Origin of the sequence: Roseburia sp. AF02-12 (genome assembly GCF_003461765.1) — a bacterium.
Lineage (GTDB): Bacteria > Bacillota > Clostridia > Lachnospirales > Lachnospiraceae > Roseburia_C > Roseburia_C amylophila.
The window spans coordinates 576644-601165 of sequence record NZ_QTXS01000002.1; the positions used below are offsets into that span (position 1 = coordinate 576644).

Sequence of the window (24522 nt, forward strand, 5' to 3'; positions counted from 1 at the left end):
ATGAAGAGAAAGTTACAGAAAGTATTTCGGAATTTGTGGACAGCAGTACTGTTATGTGCCATGGTGCTGCCGGTAAATACCGTGCAGGCGGCGGAAAAAAAGCCGCAGAGCGTAGTATCGACGATAAATACATATTATGACGGTGGATATAGTATTATGGGACCAACGACGGTAACTATTGGCCAGATGATTAATTATTATCAGGCAAATCAGGCATATCCGGCATTTTATGCCAATTCAGATGCACCGAACATCTATGTATTCTGCATGATGTATATGGAAGAATGTAATGCAGAAGGCGTAAGGGCAGAGGTAGCATTTGCCCAGGCTATGAAAGAGACCGGATTCCTCCGGTATAGAGGAGATGTTCATATTGAACAGTTTAACTTTGCAGGTCTGGGTGCAACCGGTGGAGGCAATCCGGGAAACAGCTTTCCAACCGTCCGGATGGGAATCCGGGCACAGGTGCAGCATCTGAAAGCATATGCAACATCAGCTTCATTGAATCAGGAAGTAGTAGATCCGAGATACAGTCTGGTAAATAAAGGAAGTGCTCCTTATGTAGAATGGCTTGGAAAACATGAGAATCCAACGGGAATCGGCTGGGCAACTGCATGGGGCTACGGAAACAGCATTGTCAATGATTACATAGCAAGAATGCGGAATTATTCTACCTATTCCACCTGGTATCAGGGAGTGAACTATGAAGCGGTATATAATCCGGATTATTACATGTTACATAACCCGGATGTGGCAGCAGCCTGTGGTGGCAGCTCGGACAGCCTGCTTTCACATTTCCTAAACTATGGAATGAAGGAAGGGCGTCAGGGAATCGTATATTTTGATGTAAATTCTTATAAACGACGTTATAAAGACCTTCGAATGGCATTTGGAAATGATTTAAAATTGTATTATCTTCATTATGTTTATTCCGGACAGAATGAGCACAGAATTGCATCCGGACCGGTTGATAATTTTGATGCGGTAACGGTATACAATGGTGTGGATTATTCGGCGGTATATGATTATGCGTATTATATCAACACCTATCCGGATATCCGTGCAGCTTTTGGAGATGATGATCTAGCAGTGCTTTCCCATTTCGTTAATTATGGAATGAGCGAAGGGCGGCGTGGAAATGAGGCATTTGATATAAATTCTTATCGGAATGCGTATTCTGATCTTAGGGCAGCTTTTGGAATGGATTTAAGACAGTATTATCTGCATTATCTATATGCTGGCAAGTCGGAAAAACGTGTAACCAGTGGCGTGACAGAACTGGTTAACCCGTTGACTATATATAATGGGGTGGATTATTCTTCTGTATACGATTATAATTATTATATCAATCTTTATCCGGATATAAGAGCGGCCTTTGGAAATGATGACAGAGCAGTCCTTGCGCATTTTATAAATTATGGAATGAGAGAAGGAAGAAGGGGAAACGCAACCTTTGATGTAGCTGCTTATCGGAATAAATATGCAGACTTGCAGCAGGCATTCGGAAATGACTGGAAGGACTATTATATGCATTATATAAATTATGGAGCAATAGAGGGACGATAGGTGATGTAGGAAAAATCAGATATATTAAAATAATATTTGAATTTAACATTAAGAAAGAAAAAGGGGATAAAATACCAATGGACAAACAATTATGGATACGAAGAATAGGATTAATGATATATGACGTATTTGCTGTAATAGTGGCAAGCTATACTGCTTTATTAGTAAGGTTTGATTTTGAGTTATCAGCAATACCGGATTCTTATAAAACGATTATGTTGCAGGTACTTCCGTTTACATTGATTGGAACAGTTGTAATATTTTACTTATTTCATATGTATTCAAGCTTGTGGATATATGCGAGTGTTACTGAACTGGTAAATGTAGTGGGTGCAAGTGTTACAGTTGGATTTATGAATCTTTTGCTGATATTTAGTGATAACCGTGAGAAAATGACTCCAATGCCGAGAAGTTTTTATGCAATTTTTACAATAGTGTTAATGATATTGGTGGCAATTAGTCGTTTTTCATACCGTGTATTACGTTCCTTTTTGCAACGACGTGCAACACAGGCAAGTAGAAAAAGAGTTATGATTATTGGAGCCGGAGCAGCTGGGGAAGCATTGATTCGTGAAATGTTAAGTAGTAAATATATTGATATGAAACCTGTGTGTGTAATAGATGATGATAAAAAAAAGATTGGAAACTATATCCGGGGGATAAAGGTTATAGGAAATCGTAAACTTATAGAAGTTGTGGCAAAGGAAGAAAAGATTGATGAAATTATTATTGCAATTCCAACTGCTAAGGAGAGCGAGATAAGGGAAATCTTAGATATTTGTAAAAGAACGGGGTGTGAATTGAAACGACTCCCAGGTGTATATCAGTTGGTAAATGGAGATATTAGTATTAGTAAACTCAGATATGTTGATATTAATGATTTGCTTGGAAGAAAACCAATTGAGATAGATTTAGATTCTATTATGGGATATGTATCTGATAAGGTAGTCATGGTAACTGGAGGTGGCGGCTCTATCGGAAGTGAATTATGCAGACAGATTGCTGCACATAATCCGGCAATGCTTGTTATTGTAGATATTTATGAAAATACTACATATGATATTCAAAATGAATTAAAACACAATTTCCCTAATTTGAATTTGGTTGTTTTAATTGCTTCTGTGCGAAATACAAAACGCATGGATCAGATTTTTGAAATGTATCGTCCGGATATAGTTTACCATGCAGCGGCACATAAACATGTGCCGTTAATGGAAGATAGTCCGAATGAAGCGGTTAAAAATAACGTACTTGGGACATGGAAAGTGGTTCAGGCTGCGGATAAGTGGAAGGTGAAACGTTTTGTAATGATTTCTACGGACAAAGCTGTGAATCCAACGAATATTATGGGGGCAACAAAAAGAATCTGCGAGATGATTATACAGACCTATGATAAACGTTCTGAGACAGAGTTTGTTGCAGTTCGCTTTGGAAATGTACTCGGGAGTAATGGAAGTGTTATTCCACTTTTTAAAAAACAGATTGCAGAAGGTGGACCGGTTACGGTAACTCATCCAGACATCATCAGATATTTTATGACAATTCCGGAGGCGGTATCATTGGTCCTTCAGGCAGGAGCTTATGCTAAAGGAGGAGAGATTTTTGTACTGGATATGGGTGAACCGGTAAAAATTTTAGATTTGGCAAAAAACTTGATTCTATTATCTGGTCATAAACCAGATGAGGACATAAAAATTATCTTTACAGGGCTTAGACCAGGTGAGAAGCTGTATGAAGAGATGCTTATGAAAGAAGAAGGTATGCAGGATACTGCAAACAAGTTGATTCATATAGGTAAACCAATTGAATTAGATGAAGAAATGTTTATGAAACAGTTAGAATATCTTAGGGACTATGTAGTGGAAGAACCTTCTGATATACGAAGGGTAGTAAAGGAGATAGTGCCTACATATCAGATAAAGTCAAATTAAAAATTTTTACAAATAATTTGAAGAATGAAAAGGTGAAGTATAGTGTTTAGAGAAAATAGTGAAGTGAAGAAATTTGAAAAAAAGGTATGGTTAAGCAGTCCAACAATGCATGGTTCTGAAATGGAGTTTATGAGAGAAGCATATGAGACCAATTGGATGTCTACCGTAGGAAAAAATATTAGTGAAGTAGAGCGCATGATATGTGAAAGAATAGGGTGCAAATATGCAGTAGCATTATCTGCTGGTACGGCATCACTTCATTTGTCATTAAAACTTGCGGGCATAGAGGTATATGGTATGCCTAAGATTGGGCATGGTACATTAGAGGGGAAAAAAGTGTTTTGCTCAGATATGACATTTGATGCAACTGTAAATCCGGTTGTATATGAAGGAGGGGAGCCAGTATTTATTGATACAGAATATGACACTTGGAATATGGATCCGAAAGCATTGGAAAGGGCATTTGAATTGTATCCAGATACAAAGATTGTTGTTATTGCTCATTTATATGGAACACCGGGAAAAATAGAAGAATTAAACAATATAATAAAGAAACATGGTGCTATTCTTGTAGAAGATGCGGCAGAATCTATGGGGGCAACATATAAGGGAAAACAAACAGGAACATTTGGAAAATACAATACAATATCTTTTAATGGAAATAAAATTATTACAGGAAGTTCTGGAGGCTGCTTTTTGACTGATGATGAAGAGGCAGCAAATAAAGTTCGAAAGTGGTCTACGCAGGCAAGAGAAAATGCAACGTGGTATCAACATGAGGAATTAGGATATAATTACCGCATGAGTAATGTAATCGCTGGGGTTGTGCGTGGACAGATTCCGTATTTGGATGAACATATTGAACAGAAAAGGAAAATTTACATACGTTATAAAGAGGGTTTGAAAGATTTACCAGTATCTATGAATCCAATAGATTTTGAAAATTCAGAACCAAATTATTGGTTATCATGCTTACTGATAGATAAAAAAGCTATGTGTAAACAGGTTCGGGGCGAACAAGATGTGTGTTTTGAAAAAGAAATAGGGAAAACCTGTCCGACGGAAATACTTGAAGTACTTGCAGCAATGAATGCAGAGGGGCGTCCAATTTGGAAACCAATGCATATGCAGCCAATTTATCGTTTAAATCCCTTTATTATAAAAGATGGAAATGGACGAGCTAGAACAAATGCTTATATTGAGAATAAAATAACTGATGTTGGAATGGATATTTTTTCCAGGGGATTATGCTTGCCTAGTGATAATAAAATGACAGTAGAACAGCAGGATAGAATAATAGAGATGATACATTGTTGCTTTGAATAATTTGACTACATAATATTTTGGCGCAAAAACGATGTCGTGTAGGAGGAGAGTATTGTGGAAAAAATTATTATTGTAGGAATTAGTGAGTTTGCGAAAAAGGTTCGGCAGTTAATTGAGCAAATAAACCAAAAAGAGAATTTGTGGGAAATTGAAGGGTGTTTAGATGATAATGTAACAACAGAAATAGTATATGGGGAAATTAGAGTTTTAGGGAAAATAGATAAATTAAAAGAGTATGGTCCAAAAACATGTCTCGTATGTGGGGTTGAAAACAATTATGAAAGAGAAAAAATTATAAGAAGAATAGAAAAAATTGGTAAATTTAAATTTCCAAATTTGATTGCTCCAGAGGTAAAGATATCTAAAGAAGTAAAAATAGGAAAGGGCAATTTGATTTTTGGAGAAAGTCAGATTTTGGGTAATGCCACTATAGAAAATTTTGCAATCATAGATAATGATTGCAAAATATATCAAGAAACATTGGTAGGCTCTTTCGCTTTGATTAGATGTGGAGGAAAAATTTATCCTAAAACAGAAGTGGGCATTGCGGCAGAGGTTATAGATGGGACTGTTGTGACATCAAGTGTTCAAACGAGATGTTCTGTGGCAGGAAATCCCGCCAGGATAGTTAAGCTCTATGGAAAATATAGTAAACTTTTAGTGGTAGGAGCAAATGGTCATGGAAAGGCTGTTATGGAACTGGCAAGACAGACAAGAAGTTATGATAATATATTTTTTTTAGATGATAATCCCAGTTTGTTAGAAACGAGCGGTGTCTTAGGATGTAGTGAGTATGCAATAAAGCATAAAGAAGAGTATGATGTAATTGTTGCGATTGGAAATGCAAAAATCCGTGATAAAATACAAACTGAATATGAAAAAAGAGGGGTAAATGTAGTTACAATGGTGTCGCCATTTGCCTGTGTGGCAACAGATGCTAAAATTGATAGAGGATGTGTTGTGATGGCTGGAAGTGTTATACAACCCGAAACCAGCATTGGACGAGGAACAATAATAAATACATGCACATCTGTTGACCATGAAAACAAAATAGGAGATTTTGTACATGTTGCGGTAGGAGCTCATTTGGCTGGAAATGTTAAAATTGGTAATAATACGTGGGTTGGAGCGGGAGCAGTTGTAAGTAATAATATTGAAGTTAGTGAAGATATAGTTGTTGGAGCAGGAGCAGTTGTGATAAAAAATTTGAATGAAATAGGAACCTATATCGGGGTTCCGGCAAGAAAAATGAAGGTATAGAAAATGTATGAAAAATATATAAAAAGATTATTGGATATAATACTGGCTATTATAAGCATAGTGATATTAAGCCCAATATTTTTAATACTGATAGTATGTGTATATATAAAATTAGGAAGTCCTGTTATTTTCAAACAGAAACGTCCGGGAAAAGATGAAAAAATTTTTAGTTTATACAAATTTAGAACAATGACAGATGAACGGGATGAAGGTGGGAGACTACTTCCTGACGAGGAAAGACTAAATTCTTTTGGTAAAAAATTAAGAAGTACTAGTTTGGATGAAATACCAGAATTGCTAAACATAATGAAAGGTGATATGAGCTTTGTGGGCCCAAGACCGTTATTAGTACAATATCTTCCGCTATATAATGAAAAACAAAAGCACCGACATGATGTAAGACCCGGCTTTACTGGATTAGCGCAAGTGAATGGACGCAATAGTATAAGTTGGGAGGAAAAATTCGAATGGGATATTCGATATGTAGAAAATATTACCTTTCTAAATGATTGTAAGATTATTTTAAAAACAATAAAAATTGTATTTAAAAGAGAGGGTATTAGCAGTAATTCATCTGTTACAATGGAAGAATTTAAGGGAGAAGATAACTAATGAATATTTTGATTATTGCAAATTCATCAGTGGGGTTAGTAAAGTTTCGGAAAGAACTAATTATAAAAATATTGGAACGACATAAAGTATTTATTGCAACAAAAATAGACGAATGTGAAAATGAACTAAGGTCTATTGGAGCGGAAGTCTGTGAACTTCAGATGGAACGACGTAGTATCAGACTTAAAAAAGAATGGAAGTTAATAAAGCAGATACAGAGTGAAGTGAAACGAATAAGACCGGATTTAATTATTACTTACACTATAAAACCCAATATATATGGCGGCATTATTGCGCGGAAAAATAAAATTCCTTATGTTGTTAATATCACTGGATTAGGAACGGCATTTCAAAGTGAGGGGCTATTTAAATGGATAATTATACATTTATATAGAATTGCATTAAAAAAGGCCAGGGTTGTTTTCTTTGAAAATAGAGAAAATAAAAGAAAACTGATACAGGAGAAGATTATATGTGAGGAACAGGGGACGGTATTAAATGGAGCCGGTGTGAATTTAGAATCGTTTTCCTATAAAGCATATCCATCTATTACAAATAGAAATTATTTGTATATGGGTCGTGTTATGAAAGAGAAAGGAGTGGATGAATTGTTCTCAGCAATTCAGAGACTTCATGCAGTTTATCCGGATGTAAAATTGATGATTTTGGGCGAGTATGAAGAGGATTATGAAGAGAAGGTAAAAGCAATGGTTAATAAAGGCATTGCAATATATATTGGATGGGTGAATGATGTACGAGCATATGTAGAAAATTCTATATGTACAGTCTTGCCTTCCTATCATGAGGGAATGTCTAATACATTATTGGAAAGTGCTGCAATGGGTCGACCAGTTATTACCAGTGATATTTCCGGATGCAGGGAAGCTTTGGTGGATGGAATCAGTGGTTTGCTTGTACAGGTAAAAGACGAGGATGATCTTTATGCAAAAATGAAACAGTTTTATGAGCTGCCGTATAATGAAAAGGTTGAAATGAGTGTAGAAGCAAGAAAATTTATTGAAAAGAATTTTGACAAAAATAAAGTAATTCAAGATACTTTGAATAAGATAGGACTATTATGAAAAAAAGGCTACAAACTGCAACTATTGGTTTGATTATATTGACGTTTATAAGTAAGATACTTGGATTTGTGAGGGAATTGGTAATATCATATATCTATGGTACTACTGCGATGAGTGACGCATATAGTATGGCAAATTCAATTGCAATTCTGATTGTTACCGGTTTGGCAATGGGAATAATGACAGCATATATTCCTGAGAGTATGCTGATTGCTGAAGAGGATAGAAGAAATGAGTTTTTCAATAATCTTATAAATGCAGTATTATTGATTTGCGGAATAATATCCATAATTTGTATTATATTTGTAAAACCAATTGTATCTGTTATTGGAATTGGCTTTTCAGATGAAACAAAAAGATATACCGAAATTTTATTATGTTTTGTGATGATTGCATCTGTTTGTATCTTTCTTATATATACTATCAGCGGTTTTTTAAACACGAAAAAGAATTTTTACTATAATGGAGTTCAGTTAATAATAACAAATTTTATTGTTATTATTGCAGTTATGTTGAGCAAAGAAAGTCCAGTAAAATTAGGTATGGGTTACCTGATGGCATACATAATTCCTCTTATATTAGGATGGTTGTTAATGAAACAATATAATTTTAAATATAAGAGAATATTGGATTTTCAAGATAAGCATTTAAGAAAGATATGCACTGTTTCAATAATAGCTTTTTTGGGAACAAATGTTATCAAATTAAATGTTATGCTCGACAGGGTGTTTGCATCAATATTGCAGGAAGGTGCAGTGGCTGCGATAAATTATGCTTTTACATTAACATCCATTGTACCTGAAGTTTTTTCACTTTCCATGATAACGGTATTATACCCTGAATTATCAGAACTATTTGTAAAAGAAGAATATACTTTGTTCGAAGAAAAAATTGTGAAATTATTGAAACAAACTATTTTGATACTGGTTCCGATAACTGTTTTTTTCTTAGCAGAGGGAGATTGGCTTGTTCAGGCATTATTCCAAAGAGGTGCCTTTGATGAACAGGCAACCAATATGACTGTTCAGGTACTAAAGGGATATTCACTGGGTATGCTTCCAATTGGTATTAGTTTCATTTTATGCAAGGTATATTTTGCAAGAAAAGAGGCTCTAGTACCTACAGTATGTTTAGGGATTAGCATTTTAATAAATGCAGTATTAGATTTTATTTTAGTCCATCGTGGATTAATGGGATTAACAGCTGTTACAACTATTAGTATAGCATTGGCAACTTTTGCAATGCTTTGGATTTTAATAAAAAAGGGAGCTATATGTAATATAAAGAAAATTTTAAAGGTATTTTTCAAATCTATTTTTGCGGCATGTTTTATGGCTGCATTAATTATTGGAATGAGAAAGTACTGTATGACATTATATGAACAAAGCGGAATGGTAGTGCAATTTTTGCTGTTGGCTGGAATTACATTTATATCAGGCCTTTCTTATATTGTATGCATGATTATATTAAAAGAAGAAACTTTATTAGATGAGTTAGAAAAGATAAAACATAAATTTTGAAAATGGGTGAAAAGATGAAGACGATAGTGCATGTTCTAAATACAGGTTCATATTCAGGGGCAGAGAATGTTGTAATACAAATTATCAAGAAAATGAATGAGTTTTATCCAAACCAATATCGAATGATATATATGGCCCGCAAAGGTCCAATTGAGGAGCGATTAAAAAAGGAAAATATAGAGTATTATCTTGTTGACAAATTATCGTTCAGAACAGTTAAACAGATGAGAAGAATATATTCACCGGATATTGTTCATGCACATGATTTTACTGCTAGTATATTGGTTGCGTTAACAAAGGAAAGCGAAAAAATAGTTAGCCATATTCATTGTAATCCTTTGTGGATAAAGGAATGGAATATAAAAACAATTACGTATTCATATACAATATCAAAGTATGATAATATTTTAACTGTTTCTTCAGCGGTGTTAAATGAGTTTGTTGCCAATAGAAGGATAAAAGAGAAGGGGGTTGTTATAGGAAATCCTATTGATGTACATGAGATACAAAAAAAAGGAAAACTAGGTTCTGAAAAAGAATATGATGTAGCATTTCTCGGAAGGCTGTCAACAGAAAAGAACCCTCTCAGATATATAAGTATTGTGAGTCAATTATTTGATAATAACGATAAAATTAAGGCACTCATGATAGGTGATGGTTTACAACGAGAAGAGTGTTTGATAAAAATAAAGGAGTTAGACTTAGAAAATGTTATTACGATGACGGGTTTTTTGGATAATCCGTATGAACTGTTGGCTAAATCTAAAATATTATGTGTAACGTCTAATTGGGAAGGGTTTGGATTGATGGCGGTGGAGGCATTAACATTTGGACTTCCAGTTGTTGCGACAGATGTGGGAGGTTTGAAAAATATTGTGACAGACGAGTGTGGTAAATTATGTCAGACAGACGAACAGTTTGTGCATGAAATTGAGAAATTATTAACAAATAACTCGTATTATGAGAATAAATGTATGCGTGCCAGGGAGAGGGCAGAAGAACTAGATAATGTAGAAAAGTATATGGCGGAGTTAAAGAATATATATCAATAAGGACAAGGGTAAAGAAATGCTATTTTATATATTGCTGTTTTTATGCACAGCTTTTATCATTTTAATTACAAATCTATTAAAACAGGATAGACAAAAAAGGATAATATATATTTTATGGTTTATTGGTGTTTTCCTTATTTCGGGACTGCGCTTTGAATTAGGAGGAAGTGATTACTATATATACCGGGAAGGGTTTGAAGCAATACCAAAGCTGTGGGAATTAAATCAACTAGGTGATTCAATAGAAAATATAAAATTGGTAAACAATTTTGAAATTGGTTATTTATTGTTTAATTCATTTGTAAAGACGTTGGGATTTAATTTTTATGGATTTACAGTAATAGAGTCGGCAATTTGGTATCTGTGTATGTATCATGGACTTAAACGTTATATTAATGACTGGGCAATTGTACTACCGGTATTCTTATATAAGCTGTTCTTTTATAACACATTTATTAGTTTAAGACAATCGATTACAATTGCTATTTTCTTTGTATCATGGAGGCTTATTCAGGATAAGAAGATTATAAAGTACTATTTGTTATGCATATTGGCACTGCTATTTCATAATGGGGCTATTATATTATTTGTAGTTTATCCTGTTATGCAGTTTAAATTAACAAAAAAGAGATTGTTGATTTTAAACGTAATTGCATGGTCTATGTTTTTGATAGATAAATTAGGATTTTCTATATTTGTAATGATTAATGCTATACTGGAGAGGATACCAAGTGAAAGTACTATTATATTTAAGGCAAAACAATGGATGTCAATGAATATGCCAATTAGCATTTTTCATATTGCAGAGTATATGCTATTAATGTTTCTGGTTATTATATGTTTTGATAAGATTATAGAAAAAGACAGTAATTCAGAATTTGTTTTAAAGATATTTACATGTTTGTTACCAATATTTGCAATATTTAGTGGGAATGTTGTGTCAACAAGATTTAAAGATTACTTTACCATTACATATGGAATTATCCTGATGTACTTATGCCAAATTGATGAGGGAAGAAAAAAATATATTGTTCAGTTATGTACAGTAGCAATTTGTGCATATGGATATTTCAGATATATTATCAACTTTGATGCGGGCGGTCTTATGCCATATGTAACTTTTGTTTCAAAAGGAATAGGAATCTTTAATTAATAAAAAGAAAGGATAAAAGTATGAAAAAAGAATTTGAGAAGAAACTGGGATTATTAGAATTAATCAAGTATTGGGGAAGAAGTCTAAAATGGATTGCAGGAATTTGCATTCTTGTATTTATAATTGTGGCAGGCGAAAGTTATCTGAGAAATCGTACAAATACATCTAATCAGAGTGATATGTTAGCGGAAGAGTCTGGTTATGTATGTTCAACGATGATTTCTATTATTCCAAAGACACCAACGGATGGAAGCCAGGGTGTCGCAATGGATACATATTTAGCAGTTATGATTAGCAATACGGTTATCCAAGATGTGATTGACGAATTAGGACTTTCTGATAGCTTCATCGATTTATTTCACAAGATGACATGGGAAATAAGGGGAAATACACTGAAATTAACGATCACATCTCCGGTAAATGAAATAGATGGATATACATGGGATGCTGTATTGAGTAAAATTGTTGATGTTGGAGAGAAACAAATAGAAAATACTTATAATATTAGTAGTTTTACATATATTGATAAACCATATTATGAAAATGTGAGTCAGCAAGCAGCAGAAACAACAACCAATACAGTTCCAATTATTAGTTATGGAAGCATTATAAAAAAATCTATTTTAGTATCAGCAGTTGTTTTTATTTTGTTAAGTGCTGTGGTAATGTTAAAGAATTTATTAGATTTAAAGATTTCTTGTAAAGAGGATATTGAGAACAACTTAGATATTCCAGTATTAGTAGAAATAGAAAAATAAAGGGGCAAATACAAAATGAAAAAAAATAAAATCGATATTAATACAAATGTTAAGCGTGTGTCAAATATAATTTTAAACTCAAAGACACATATACAGTCAATATGTTGTGTGAACTTTGGGGAGGATAGTGTCAGGATAAATCATTTTATAGAGTTACTTGCAGCGGATTTAAAGAAACGAAGCGAAGTCATTGATAAAGAGGAGTATCGCATTTTAAATATGCATTCTATTATTAATAATGCCGAAGCTTTTTTTGAAGCAGGAAAAAGTGATGCAACCTTAATTTTTATCAAAGGGAACGAAGTAAACGGAAACCAGGCTATGGAATGGAAAAGAGAATTGGAAATGAATGGGGCTAATATATTAGGAGCCATTTATTTTCAATAGGAGAATAAAATGCTTACAATTTTTACACCTACATATAATCGTGCATATATATTGGACAAGTTATATTTATCATTATGTGTACAGACTAACAAAGATTTTGAATGGCTAATTATTGATGACGGATCAACGGATAATACTAAAGAAAAAATTCAAAATTGGATATCGGAAAAAAAGATTCAAATCAGATATGTCTACCAGAAAAATGCAGGAAAATCTGCAGCACATAACCGAGCATTGGAATTAACAAAAACAGAGTTGTTTGTCTGTGTTGATTCGGATGATCAATTACATGAAAATGCGGTTGCGGTTGTACTAGAAGAATGGGATAAGTTAAGAAAGCAGAGCAAACAGGAAGTCGGCGGAATGGTTGCATTTCGAGAGATGAGTGATGGAACCCCTATTACGCAGTATCAGGAAAATTTGGATTGTAAGGTTGGAAAATTGAAAGAGTTTTATGACAGGAAAATTATTTCAGGCGATACAATGCTGATTTTTGATGTTAGTAAAGTTGGTTCATTGCGTTTCCCTGTGTTTGAAGGAGAGAAATTTGTGCCTGAAGCATATTTGTACGACCAATTTGATCAGATTAGTTCATTTCTGATTGTACCACAGTATATCTATATATGTGAATATCTGGAAGATGGTTATACACAGAATATGGCACGATTGATTGCAAAAAATCCGAAAGGGTATTTGGCCTATATAGAACAACGTATAAAATATGACAAGGATATAAAGAATGTAATTTTTGATACAATACGATACGTGGCAATAGCAGTTTGTGCGAAAAAAAAGCACATTATAAAATCAGCATACAATCCGTTTTGTGCATTTGTGATGTATCCGTTTGGAAAATTGTTTTACCATATAAGGTATAAGGAGTATTGCTAGGAGAAAAATATGCGAGGATTCAGATTATAACAGATAGAGGAGAAAATATGAAGATATTAGCATTTTATTTACCACAGTTTCATGAAATACCAGAGAATAATGAATGGTGGGGAGAGCATCATACAGAATGGGAGAACTTAAAAACAGCAAAGCCATCCTATAAAGGGCAGTATCAGCCTCGTGTTCCATTAAATCAAAATTACTATAATCTCACGGATGTAAAAACTTTGGAATGGCAGGCTGAGATTGCAAAGAAATATGGTGTTTATGGCTTTGTATATTACCATTACTGGTTTGAAGAGGGAATGTTACTTGAGAAACCAGCAGAGATTATGTTAGCGAATAAGAGTGTGGATATGCCGTTTTGTTTCAGTTGGGCAAATCATACATGGAAAAGAGAGTGGGCTAGTAAATCGGATAAGATATTGAGGGAACAGACATATGGTGGAAGAGAAGAATGGCTCAAACACTTTAATTACTTGTTACCTTTTTTTAAGGATGAGAGATATATCAAGATGAATGGAAAACCATTATTTATCATATATAATCCTAGAGATTTTAAAGAATTTCCTCAAATGCTTAAACTGTGGGATGAAGAGGCACGAAAGAATGGGTTATTGGGAATTGAATTTATTCATCAGGATAGTACCTACAATCATAAGAAGGAAGAACTAGGAGAACCGTATTCATATGGAATAGAATTTCAGATGAGTAAAGCGGTGAAAAAATATGTTTCCGAAAGCACAAAATTTAAAATAGAACGTGTGTTGAATAGAGTGGCAGACGTGTTGCCATTTTTAAGATGCAAGGCAACAACAATGCAATATACTTATGATGATATATGGAATATTATTTTAAAAATGGAACCAATAGATGACACTTGGTTTCCAGGTGCATTTGTAGATTGGGATAATACACCGCGTAGAAAAAATAGAGGGCAGGTATGTACAAACGTTACGCCGGAAAAATTTAAAAAGTATTTATCCATGCAGATTAAAAGGGCAAGGGATGTTTATCATAAGGATTATCTTTTCATGTTTGCATGGAATGAATGGGGTGAATCTGGGTATTTAGAGCCAGATGAAAAATATGGATATAAGATGTTAGAGGCTGTTCATGATGCATTACAAGAGAATGGTGAATTACCAGAAGTATAAATAAGGGGCAAAGAATGAAAATTAATATAATTATACCAACTATTCTTATGGGTGGTGGTTTGCGTGTTGCTTTTCAATATGCAAATGATTGGGTAGAAAGAGGACATGATGTTTTAGTATATGTTCCCATGTTGTATGAGGAAGTAGATAGAAAAATAAAAGTTCGGACGAGCATTGCAAACACATTTTTGCGAGGAACTAAAATTGAGTGGTATGATTGCAAATTTCCAGTAAAGAAGGCAGTAAATGTATCAAATCAATTTATACGTAATGCAGATATTACGATAGCGGTTGGTCCATGCTCTGCTAGAAGAGTAAGTAGATTAGATGAGAAAAAAGGGAAAAAGGTTCTTTTTATCCAAGGACATGAAGTGAATGAACAGAAGACAAATTTAGAAGATATAGATCGTACCTATCAATATGGAATGCATATGGTTGTAATAACCAAGTATATGAGGGACTACATATATGAATTAACGGGTGAAAAAGCGGAAGTTATTTATAATGGGATACCCGAGAATGAGTTTATTTCTGTTCCAAAGATTAGAAATGAACAAAAAACAATCATTATGTTAGCAAATTTTAGTCACTATAAAGGCGGCTATAATGGATTGGAAGTGTTGAAGCGGGTTAAGAAAAAGTATAATGTCAGGTGTGTTTTGTATGGTTTAACAAAGGATGAACATATTCCGGATGATTTTGAATTTTATCAGCAACCATCAAGAAAGAGGCTGATGCAGCTATACAGAGAGGCAGATATTTGTCTTTTCCCAAGTGTTGAGGAAGGCTGGGGACTGATTGTAACAGAAGCAATGGCAAATAAATGTGCTGTTGTAGGTAATAGGACGGGCTGTTTGAGGGACTTTGGTGAACATGAGATAAATGCACTGATAACAGATGGACCTGATTATACACAAATGGAAAAGTATATAGAACGATTACTTAACAATGAAGAACTGCTTATAACATTACAGGAAAATGGTTATTTAGAGGCCTGTAAAATGAAAAGAAATATGTCGTTTGAACATTTTAACCAGTTTTTGGAAGATTTAAAATAAATTAGAGGTATGTTGAAGTGAGAGAAGGCATGAAGAAGAAAAAAATATGGGACAATGGCATAAATAACTGCGATTTATTTCGTAAGAAGAAAGTGTTGATATTGGTTCCGCACGAAGATGATGAAATTATTACAGTGGGAACAATTTTACCTATTCTTAACGAAAACGAATGTGACATATCAATTGCTTTTGCAACGAATGGTGATTATCATGGAAGTGATATGGCAACTGTCCGTATGAATGAGAGCCTGCAATATTGTAGAAAGATGCAGATAAAAGAAGAAAACATATTCTTTATGGGCTTTGGCGATTATGGGGAAAATTTACAGCATTGGTATAATGAGTCGAAATGTGTTCCTTCACCAGCAGGGGTGAGTGAGACATATGCACCAAGCGGATTAAAAACATATTCATATTTGAAATTTGGTGAAGAGTCAGAATATACAAGAGAAAATTATGGGAAGATATTAAAAAATATTTTGCTGGAATGTAAAGCCGATATAATTTTTTGCATCGATTGTGATATACATTGTGATCATATAGCACTGTCCCTTATGTTTGAAGAGGTGATTTCCGAAATTATCCGGGAAGAACAATACATGCCATTAGTATTCAAAATGTTTGCGCATGATATATTGTGGATGGGAATGCAGGATTTTTATACATTAAATTTAAAATCTTGCAAGTCAATAGCACAGAATCCACATCATACTTATGCAGATAGATTTTTTGAAACATATTATTCCTGGGAGCAGCGTGTGCGTTTCCCTATTTTTAATGAATATTTTAGTCATTATGCCTTTCAAAACCCGTACCGGGAACTTATGAAAATTTATAAGTCACAGTATGTAAAATACCATTTTCCAAGATTATTGAATTCAGACCAGGTGTTTTGGCTTAGAAGAACAGATAATTTACTCTTAAAAAGTAAGGTCATGGCATCATCAGGAAATGCAGAGTGTTTTCAAACATTAAAGATGTTTGAATGCAAGGATGTATGTAAAAAGACAAATCTACTCGAAGATGGACAAATTGTCTGGAAACCGGCTGATACAGATAATGAGAAAACGATATCAATAGAATTTGAATCCAAAAGTAAGTTTCAAGAGATTGTTTTTTATACAGGACTTTTGTGTGAAAATATAATGGATATTGAAATTCGGACAGATGCAGGAATGGTAATCCATACAGGTTCAGTGGCGGGAAATGGAAAAGCATTTTATTTGAAAATAAATGAACTTGTAGACTGCTGTAAAGTTGATATTCGTTTTTATGGTGAGAGAATAGAGATTTCTAAAATAGAGATATTGCCTTTTAGGAAAAGAGAGTGTGAATATGTAAAGATAATGAAAGATGAAAATTTTATTTATCAATATATAGCATATTCGCAAGAGAATGTTAAATTGTCGCTATATTGTTTTGATGGCATACAGGGTGGAAAAATTCAAAGTGAAGACTTTCAATGGTATGAACTGGTTAATGGGGAAAAGAAATTAATTAGCAGTGATGTGTGTCTTGAGAAAGGCAGTAAGAGAAAAATAATCAGAGTTGAAAAAAAAGATAATCCAGCAATATATGATCAAGTTGAAATTATAGTTTATTCTAAGCTGCATATCTTTTTTGTAAAGTATATAAAAAGAATTGGATATTATTATAATAAGTTGATTTATAAATTAGTAAGAATGATTAATCGCAGGAGATGAGGAAAGCTTTATATGAAATTCGCAAAGAAAAATACGTTGGAATTAAAAGGAATTAGAAGAAATGAAACAGTATGACTTGGGAGTGGTAATTCTAAATTATAAAACATGGCAGGAAACGATTAAGTGCGTTGAAAGTATATTAAATACATCTGCAATTGATACAAAAATATTTATAGTTGATAATCATTCGGAGAATGGTTCATATGAAGAATTGAGTGCAAGATATAACGCTCATGAGAACATTGAGTGTATAGAGGCTGGAGAGAATGGTGGATTTTCGAAAGGCAATAACATTGGATTAAAAGCATGCAAAAATGCTGGCATAAATTATGCGATTATTACCAATAATGACATAATTTTTAATGAGGGCTGTATTAACAGTATGTATCAGGAAATAAAGGCAAGAGACAATGCTGTTCAGCTTGCGCCTAAGGTACTGAGCGTGGATAATAAATTTATTTCTCCACCATGGAGTGGCCAACAAAGTTTATTGCAATATTTACATATTAAGAGTCCTCAAGAGTATATTATGAAAGAGGAAGAGCTTATAGGAGTATGTAAAGTATATATGGTGCCAGGTGGGTGTTTTATCGTTAATGTTGATAAATTTGATGGGATGCAAGGTTTTGACGAAAATGTATTTCTCTATAATGAAGAAGGAATTATATCTGTCAAAGCGAAGGAACATGGATACGATATATTCTTTGATGCAGATGCAACGGTAATACACAACCATGGAGCAAGTACAGATAAAAAGACACTATTTGTAGATGCCGAAATTTTGAAAAGCGGAATGTACTACTGGAAAAACTATGAAAAAGTATCTAATGCGAAAATATTATGTATTTATATATTTATGATACTAAGAATGATGGCAAAAGTGCTTTTGGGAAGAGTAGAAAGAGTTGGAAGCATTAAGTTTTTAAGAGAATGTCATAAACAAATAAAGCTTATTTTATAGAGGAAAGAAAATGAAGAAGTTGATTATTAATTTGGTAGGGGCATATGATAGATTTAATTATGGGGACATGCTTTTTCCTTATATAATTGAATATATCTTAGATAAAAATTTTATAAGTTATGAGTTAACATGTTATGGTTTGCGCAAGAGTGATTTTACAAACGTTGGTGCAAAAGAAACAAAAAGAATGGCTGAAATGCCAATGGATGGATATGTCATTGTTGCTGGTGGAGATACTATGGTTGCCAATATACAATTTCTGTATTTAGATAATATTGAATCTAAAATACAGTTATTGTTTGAAAGGTTTATAAGAAAGATATTAGGTGGGAATTATGTACAATTAGTAAAAAAACGAACCCAAATTGATAATAGTTACCCATACGATATTGACTATACAAATACCATTTATAATGCGGTCGGTGGTTGTGGGTTAAATGAGATTGCTGATAGTGATTCTGTTAAAAGTGTGGTTTTAAAGGCTAAGTATATAGGAGTAAGAGATATTGCTACCAAGAGAGCATTGGATAATTGTAATGTAAAATTGGTTCCTGATACTGTTACAATCATCTCTGATATTTGGAAATACGAGAGTCTAAAAGCAGAGTTAAACAACAAATATATCGAATTAAGAGATAAATATATTGTAATTCAGATTCATGGAAAAGTAGATGAAAAGTCCATAGATGTTCTCAAGGAAATTATAGAAGAATTGTATATGGAAAAGAATATGAAAGTGGTTCTTTTACCACTAGGAAGAGCAATTTCACATGGAGATATTAAAGGATTAAAAAAATTGCATAGAAAAACACAAGAAATATGTTATTTTTACGATAACATATCATTGAGGGAAATTACAATGATATTGGCGTGCAGTGAGGGATTTATTGGAACAAGCTTACATGGGAATATTGTAACATGTTCATATGGTAAAAAAAGTATATTACTAGCGGAAGAAAATTCTAAAAATTGGTGGTATTGGAAGACTTGGTGGCAAAATAGTAATTGTGAGTTAGCATCATTTGATAATCTCAAAGAAAAATTAAAAAGCTTATTTGAAAGATATGATTCAAGTAAATTACAAGAACAAAAAGAATTAGTATATAAACATTTTCAACAACAAGTGATGATAATGAAGAAAGATTTATCTGAGGAAAATTAATGATAAAAAATATATTTAAAGTATTGATATCAAATATTCTTGTTATGTTAGCATCAGTTGTTAATACTTTAGTTATTCCTAAAATATTATCTATTGATGGTTATGCAGGGTATCAGACGTTTATGTTATATATTTCATATGTTGGTCTTTTGACATTTGGTTTTCATGCAGGTATGTTCGTTAAGTATGGCGGAAGAAATGAAAGCCAGATTAATAAGGAACAATTCAAAAGTGAGATAAAACTAGTTATATCAAGTCAAATTGTTATTAGTATATTTGTATTTTTAGTGGCAATTATTACGTATAATAAACTTCTTTTTGCAACTGCATTGTGTATTTTGAGTATAAATTTTGTTACAGTATACAAATATTTGTATCAGGCATGGAATCAATTTACAAAATATTCGTTGATAAATATAATTCAATCCTTTGGATTTTCAGGAATTATATTAATCCTTTGGATTTGTTTAAAAAAAATAAATGTTCAAATTGTTATAAATATATATGTAGGAATTAATGCATTGTGCTGTTTAGGAATATATATTCCATACAGAAGAAAGTTTTGGAAAGTAAAGTGCAACAAGCTTTTTTCAAAGGAAAATAGAGAAGTTTTAAATGTAGGCATATTGTTGATGCTTAGTGGTGCTGCTAATGTAATTTTTAGTTCAGTTGATAAATATTATATTAAGGGATTGTTTACAAATTATGAATTCTCTATGTACTGCTTTGCGATTACCCTGCTAAATGTAATGAATGTTTTTATTAGTGCAATTGCTCAGCCAATGTATTTGCAGTTAGCAAATCATATTAATGATTATGAGGAACGAAGTAAATATAAAGAGATGTTGTTGTGCTTTGGAGCGTTGTCAGGCTGTGCATACTATGCTGTTGCAGTTATTGTAAAATATTTTATACCAGAATATTTGGATAGTTTGAGTGTTGTCGCAATTTTGTTCGCTATTTTTCCAGCAGTCGCAGTTATCAATTGCCTATATGTCAATTTGTATAAGGCTACGAACCAGATAAAAAGATATATTTTTACATTATTTGTGATAATTATATGTTCCGTAGTGTTAAATGCTGCATTTGTTTTAGTAGATAGAAATTATCTTGCGATAACGGCTGCTACTACGATATGCTACTATATATGGTATTTCCTTTCAGCGAGACATTTTGAGGGACTACATGTAAAAATAAGAGATGTAATATATTTGATAGGTTTTCTTCTTATTTATTTTTTTATAACAAGAATTGCAAATGTTGTATTAGGTTTCGTTTTATATGCAGTCGTAATTGGATCGTGGTCATTTATTATTTATCATAAGAGCTTGATGATTTTGATAAGAATGAGTCTGAAAAAGGTGATATCAAAGAAAACAGAGAGGAATTGAAGTGTTCATGGAAAAAATTAGATTAGTAATAGGTATTATAATTTTAGTGAGTTATTTTGCAATAGTTCCAACGAGTATTGGAATTGTAGGAGATAAGCTATTGCCTGGGGCAAGAAAAAAAAGTTTTACTGAGAAGTATATATGGGGAAATATCTTTTTATGGGCACTTTTTCAAATAATATGCGTCCCATTAGATTTGGCAAATGCCAGTTTTGATATCTTGGTTATTATATATGGGATAATAATCGTTGCCATTCTGGTAGGATGCTATATTTTTAAATATCATGAAATAAAGAATACAATATTAGCATTGAAGGTTAATATAACATTATATGAACTGTTGATTATAGCGCTTATTTTAATTCAGATATTTACATATATTTTTGGAGTGACATATGCTGGGGGCGATGATACCACATATATAAGTGCGTCTCAGTATGCAGTTGAGAAAAATGGGTTTATACAGGGTGACTGGAAACTTTTATTGACATCATGGAATTATTATATAGCTTTCTTAGGAAAAATAACGGGAATTCATGTTGCGGCAATTGCACATACAATATTGCCGGTGTGGCTTGTACCTATGGCATATATGGTCTACTCACTAATTGGAAGACGGTTATTTCAGAATGAACGAAAGAAAATAGCCATTTTTATGTTTTGGATGACTATATTGGTTGTTTTTGGTGGATATTCATGGTATGTTCTGACGTTACGCCTTGCGGTATGCATCTGGCATGGAAAGGCAGTAATGGCATCAATAATGTTACCCTTTTTGTTTTATTATCTGCTTAGTACAGAGAACTACAATAAAAAAAGAATACTGGAATTAATACTAATTGTTATTGCAACTATTTCCATGAGCTTGATGGGGGTGGGCCTAACGATTTTGATGATTTTAGCCAATATTATATGCAGATTGAATATAGAAAAAATAAAAAAGAAGATTCCGTTATTTATAATAATCATGGGTATTTCATTAATAGCTATATTTTATGGTGCTAAGTTGTCTTTGCTAGATGGTTTTATTCCAGAAAGAATTTCTGGATTATTTCCGCAGGCTGTAGATATGGTAAAAAATACGTATCAAGTATATTGGAATCATTCCAATATACAATGGATATATTATCCATGTTTGGCTTATGTTTTGTTTAGAAAGAGGATAGGGGAAGAACATTCTTTTTTGAAAAAATATATAATATGTATATACATGTTCATTTTTAATCCAATAGTATTTTATGTTTCTTATTGTTTGCTGGAAGCTACTAATGTATATGTGAGACTTTATTATATTTTATTTGTGGAGATATTCATATCTTATGCATTAACTCTTGTGATAGCAGATTTGAAAAAATGTAAAAGACAGATTATGGTAGGCATATGTGGATTGATATTAATAGTTATATGTGGAAAGAACTATTGGGAATTGGGGCAGTATTCATGGTTTAATAATATTTACAAGTTACCGGAACAGACAATAGAATTGAGCAATGCAATTGGAGATTATACAAGTGAAGATACATGGCTTGTAGCAGATTTGACGACATATAATTATATACAACAATATAGCAGTCAGTTTAAAATTGCGTATATCTATCAGGGACAGAGTCTCGATGAGATATTGACATATATGAAGGAAAATAGTCTTCAATATTTGGTGTGGAATAAGAGCATGGATGATGCCAATAGATTAACAGCTCTAGGGGCATCGGAAATAGCTTCGACAGATGTATATACAGTGTATAAATTTGAAAAGATAGAATGATATTTATACCGGATGAAGAAAGATGGAATCTGTTGGGGTGATATATCAAAATATTGAATAGGAAAGTGAGGATAGGGTAATGGTCTTGGCAGTAATACCGGCTCGTGGCGGCTCAAAAGGAATACCACGGAAAAATGTCCGTTTGATGAATGGAAAACCACTTATTTATTATGCAATTCATAATGCAAAGAATTGTCCAAGCATTGATGATGTTGTAGTTTCATCTGATGATGAAGAGATTTTGAAAATAGCTTCTTCTTATGGTGTAGAGACCATTACCAGAGATAGTGAACTGGCAAAGGATGCCGTGACATTAGACCCGGTTATCTATGATGCAGCCTGCACCATGGAAAAGAAGAAAGGGATTCAGTATGATGTGGTAATTACCTTACAGGTAACATCACCGTTACTTTCTTCTGATACCTTGGATAAGGCTTTGGAAAGCTTTTTGGCTTCTTCCGATGATACTTATATCAGTGTGGTAAATAAGCCGCATTTATCCTGGACGAAGAAAGATGGCTGTTATGTACCGAATTATGAGAAACGTCTGAATCGCCAGCAGCTGCCACCAAATTATCTTGAGACAGGAGCCTTTCTTATTACAAGAAGAGACTGTATGCAGGAAAACAGCCGGATTGGTAAGAAAGTATCTGTATATGAGATGCCGGAACGTGAGGCTGTGGATATTGATGCAGCTTCCGACTGGGTATTGTGTGAGCATGAACTAAAAAAGAAACGGATTATTCTTCGGGCAGACGGATACAAAGAGCTAGGAATGGGACATATTTATCACTGCCTGACACTGGCATATAATCTGACCGGACAGGAGCTTCTCTTTGTAACAAAAGAGCAGCATGAGCCGGGACTGAAGAAACTGCAGGAAGCAAATATGCCGGTACATACCATTAAGAGTGACGAAGAATTTTTGGAATTCGTGCAGGAATGGAAGCCGGATGTAGTAGTAAATGACTGCCTGAATACCAAAGCAGATTATATTAAAGAATTAAAGAAATATGTAAAACGTGTCGTAACGATAGAAGATCTTGGTGAGGGAGCCGATTATGCGGATGCAGTGATTAATGCTCTGTATGAAGATCATACCAGAGGAGATAATTATTACTGGGGAGCTAATTATGTATGCCTCAGGGATGAATTTTTCTGCGCCACACCATCCGTATTTCATGAACAGGTGCAGAATGTAGTGGTTATCTTCGGTGGAACAGACCCTTCGAACTTTACGAAGAGAATCTATGAGATGGCAAAGCGGATTCATAAGGATTATCCGGAGATTAAATTCCATTTTGCACTGGGCGTAGGGTATGACCAGAAAGCAAATCAGATTGAGACAGATGAGACAGCAGGCATCTATGTAGAGCAGAATTTAAAACACATCAGCGACCTTTTTGGCAAGGCAGACCTGGCATTTACTTCTCAGGGCAGAACCGTCTATGAGCTTGCCACCATGGGCGTACCTGCAGTGGTTATGGCTCAGAATGAGCGTGAGATGAAGCACACCTTTGCACAGATGAACAACGGCTTCTTAAATCTTGGACTTGGAATCAATGTGGCAGATGAAACCATTGAGACAACCTTCCGCTGGCTGGTTGAGACACCGCAGATTCGAAAGGAAATGCAAAGTTTGATGATGCAGCATGATTTGAAGTCTGGTGTTAAGAGGGTAATCGGATTGATTTTAGAGGACGAAGAGTAGATTTTTATAATAAGAATTTGTTATTGCCAAATTCTGTTTTGCTATTGCATAAGAAATGTGGCTAGCATCCAATAAA

20 protein-coding genes are annotated in these 24522 nt (G+C 33.6%); all 20 read left to right on the top strand.

All coding sequences use genetic code 11. The features are described 5' to 3' along the window. Complete coding sequence (locus tag DV740_RS15275; protein WP_118088195.1) at positions 1-1566, top strand: glucosaminidase domain-containing protein; 1566 nt, start codon at positions 1-3, stop codon at positions 1564-1566. A 77-nt stretch (positions 1567-1643) separates the two neighbouring features. After that, positions 1644-3497, top strand: a complete 1854-nt coding sequence (locus tag DV740_RS12240) for a polysaccharide biosynthesis protein (RefSeq protein ID WP_118088196.1) — start codon at positions 1644-1646, stop codon at positions 3495-3497. Between the two features lie 105 nt (positions 3498-3602). Beyond that, positions 3603-4823, top strand: coding sequence for a DegT/DnrJ/EryC1/StrS family aminotransferase (locus DV740_RS12245; RefSeq protein ID WP_442969789.1), 1221 nt, complete (start codon positions 3603-3605; stop codon positions 4821-4823). Positions 4824-4877: 54 nt separating this feature from the next. Next, positions 4878-6083, top strand: a complete 1206-nt coding sequence (locus DV740_RS14830; protein WP_158561565.1) for a NeuD/PglB/VioB family sugar acetyltransferase — start codon at positions 4878-4880, stop codon at positions 6081-6083. 3 nt (positions 6084-6086) lie between these two features. After that, positions 6087-6695, top strand: a complete 609-nt coding sequence (locus DV740_RS12255) for a sugar transferase (RefSeq protein ID WP_118088198.1) — start codon at positions 6087-6089, stop codon at positions 6693-6695. Beyond that, entirely contained in the window at positions 6695-7777 is a 1083-nt protein-coding gene (locus DV740_RS12260; RefSeq protein ID WP_118088199.1) for a glycosyltransferase family 4 protein, read from the top strand. Before DV740_RS12255 ends, DV740_RS12260 begins: the two co-directional genes overlap by 1 nt. After that, positions 7774-9297 carry a murein biosynthesis integral membrane protein MurJ gene (gene murJ, locus DV740_RS12265; RefSeq protein WP_118088200.1) on the top strand — a complete coding sequence of 508 codons (1524 nt, stop codon included), beginning with the start codon at positions 7774-7776 and terminating at the stop codon, positions 9295-9297. The genes DV740_RS12260 and murJ overlap by 4 nt, the downstream gene beginning before the upstream one ends. Positions 9298-9311: 14 nt before the next feature. After that, positions 9312-10349 (top strand): glycosyltransferase, encoded by a 1038-nt coding sequence (locus tag DV740_RS12270; RefSeq protein WP_158561566.1) that lies wholly within the window; start codon positions 9312-9314, stop codon positions 10347-10349. 16 nt (positions 10350-10365) lie between these two features. Next, positions 10366-11502, top strand: coding sequence for an EpsG family protein (locus DV740_RS12275; RefSeq protein WP_118088202.1), 1137 nt, complete (start codon positions 10366-10368; stop codon positions 11500-11502). Between the two features lie 20 nt (positions 11503-11522). Further along, positions 11523-12260: a hypothetical protein gene (locus DV740_RS12280; protein ID WP_118088203.1), complete on the top strand. Its 738-nt coding sequence runs from the start codon at positions 11523-11525 to the stop codon at positions 12258-12260. A 15-nt stretch (positions 12261-12275) separates the two neighbouring features. Next, positions 12276-12647 carry a hypothetical protein gene (locus DV740_RS12285; protein WP_118088204.1) on the top strand — a complete coding sequence of 124 codons (372 nt, stop codon included), beginning with the start codon at positions 12276-12278 and terminating at the stop codon, positions 12645-12647. Between the two features lie 9 nt (positions 12648-12656). After that, positions 12657-13538: a glycosyltransferase family 2 protein gene (locus DV740_RS12290; protein WP_118088205.1), complete on the top strand. Its 882-nt coding sequence runs from the start codon at positions 12657-12659 to the stop codon at positions 13536-13538. A 47-nt stretch (positions 13539-13585) separates the two neighbouring features. Then, on the top strand, positions 13586-14695 hold the full coding sequence (locus tag DV740_RS12295; RefSeq protein WP_118088206.1) for a glycosyltransferase WbsX family protein: 1110 nt from the start codon (positions 13586-13588) through the stop codon (positions 14693-14695). Between the two features lie 14 nt (positions 14696-14709). Further along, on the top strand, positions 14710-15753 hold the full coding sequence (locus DV740_RS12300; protein WP_118088207.1) for a glycosyltransferase family 4 protein: 1044 nt from the start codon (positions 14710-14712) through the stop codon (positions 15751-15753). 29 nt (positions 15754-15782) lie between these two features. Next, positions 15783-17456, top strand: a complete 1674-nt coding sequence (locus tag DV740_RS12305; RefSeq protein WP_147340203.1) for a PIG-L family deacetylase — start codon at positions 15783-15785, stop codon at positions 17454-17456. A 61-nt stretch (positions 17457-17517) separates the two neighbouring features. Continuing rightward, a complete protein-coding gene (locus tag DV740_RS12310) occupies positions 17518-18417 on the top strand; it encodes a glycosyltransferase (RefSeq protein ID WP_118088209.1) in 900 nt (299 codons plus the stop codon). A 10-nt stretch (positions 18418-18427) separates the two neighbouring features. Next, positions 18428-19579, top strand: coding sequence for a polysaccharide pyruvyl transferase family protein (locus DV740_RS12315; RefSeq protein ID WP_118088210.1), 1152 nt, complete (start codon positions 18428-18430; stop codon positions 19577-19579). Then, positions 19579-20970, top strand: a complete 1392-nt coding sequence (locus DV740_RS12320; RefSeq protein ID WP_118088211.1) for an oligosaccharide flippase family protein — start codon at positions 19579-19581, stop codon at positions 20968-20970. Before DV740_RS12315 ends, DV740_RS12320 begins: the two co-directional genes overlap by 1 nt. 7 nt (positions 20971-20977) lie before the next feature. Continuing rightward, on the top strand, positions 20978-22735 hold the full coding sequence (locus DV740_RS12325) for a DUF6077 domain-containing protein (RefSeq protein ID WP_147340204.1): 1758 nt from the start codon (positions 20978-20980) through the stop codon (positions 22733-22735). Between the two features lie 79 nt (positions 22736-22814). Beyond that, positions 22815-24446 (top strand): cytidylyltransferase domain-containing protein, encoded by a 1632-nt coding sequence (locus DV740_RS12330; protein WP_118088213.1) that lies wholly within the window; start codon positions 22815-22817, stop codon positions 24444-24446. Positions 24447-24522 lie beyond the last annotated feature (76 nt).

What these genes read in the sequence shown, in the direction of transcription:
- DV740_RS15275 (WP_118088195.1), top strand. Translation starts at nt 1, where the DNA reads ATGAAGAGAAAGTTACAGAAAGTATTTCGGAATTTGTGGACAGCAGTA.
- DV740_RS12240 (WP_118088196.1), top strand. Translation starts at nt 1,644, where the DNA reads ATGGACAAACAATTATGGATACGAAGAATAGGATTAATGATATATGAC.
- DV740_RS12245 (WP_442969789.1), top strand. Translation starts at nt 3,603, where the DNA reads ATGCATGGTTCTGAAATGGAGTTTATGAGAGAAGCATATGAGACCAAT.
- DV740_RS12255 (WP_118088198.1), top strand. Translation starts at nt 6,087, where the DNA reads ATGTATGAAAAATATATAAAAAGATTATTGGATATAATACTGGCTATT.
- DV740_RS12260 (WP_118088199.1), top strand. Translation starts at nt 6,695, where the DNA reads ATGAATATTTTGATTATTGCAAATTCATCAGTGGGGTTAGTAAAGTTT.
- murJ (WP_118088200.1), top strand. Translation starts at nt 7,774, where the DNA reads ATGAAAAAAAGGCTACAAACTGCAACTATTGGTTTGATTATATTGACG.
- DV740_RS12270 (WP_158561566.1), top strand. Translation starts at nt 9,312, where the DNA reads ATGAAGACGATAGTGCATGTTCTAAATACAGGTTCATATTCAGGGGCA.
- DV740_RS12275 (WP_118088202.1), top strand. Translation starts at nt 10,366, where the DNA reads ATGCTATTTTATATATTGCTGTTTTTATGCACAGCTTTTATCATTTTA.
- DV740_RS12280 (WP_118088203.1), top strand. Translation starts at nt 11,523, where the DNA reads ATGAAAAAAGAATTTGAGAAGAAACTGGGATTATTAGAATTAATCAAG.
- DV740_RS12285 (WP_118088204.1), top strand. Translation starts at nt 12,276, where the DNA reads ATGAAAAAAAATAAAATCGATATTAATACAAATGTTAAGCGTGTGTCA.
- DV740_RS12290 (WP_118088205.1), top strand. Translation starts at nt 12,657, where the DNA reads ATGCTTACAATTTTTACACCTACATATAATCGTGCATATATATTGGAC.
- DV740_RS12295 (WP_118088206.1), top strand. Translation starts at nt 13,586, where the DNA reads ATGAAGATATTAGCATTTTATTTACCACAGTTTCATGAAATACCAGAG.
- DV740_RS12300 (WP_118088207.1), top strand. Translation starts at nt 14,710, where the DNA reads ATGAAAATTAATATAATTATACCAACTATTCTTATGGGTGGTGGTTTG.
- DV740_RS12305 (WP_147340203.1), top strand. Translation starts at nt 15,783, where the DNA reads ATGAAGAAGAAAAAAATATGGGACAATGGCATAAATAACTGCGATTTA.
- DV740_RS12310 (WP_118088209.1), top strand. Translation starts at nt 17,518, where the DNA reads ATGAAACAGTATGACTTGGGAGTGGTAATTCTAAATTATAAAACATGG.
- DV740_RS12315 (WP_118088210.1), top strand. Translation starts at nt 18,428, where the DNA reads ATGAAGAAGTTGATTATTAATTTGGTAGGGGCATATGATAGATTTAAT.
- DV740_RS12320 (WP_118088211.1), top strand. Translation starts at nt 19,579, where the DNA reads ATGATAAAAAATATATTTAAAGTATTGATATCAAATATTCTTGTTATG.
- DV740_RS12325 (WP_147340204.1), top strand. Translation starts at nt 20,978, where the DNA reads ATGGAAAAAATTAGATTAGTAATAGGTATTATAATTTTAGTGAGTTAT.
- DV740_RS12330 (WP_118088213.1), top strand. Translation starts at nt 22,815, where the DNA reads ATGGTCTTGGCAGTAATACCGGCTCGTGGCGGCTCAAAAGGAATACCA.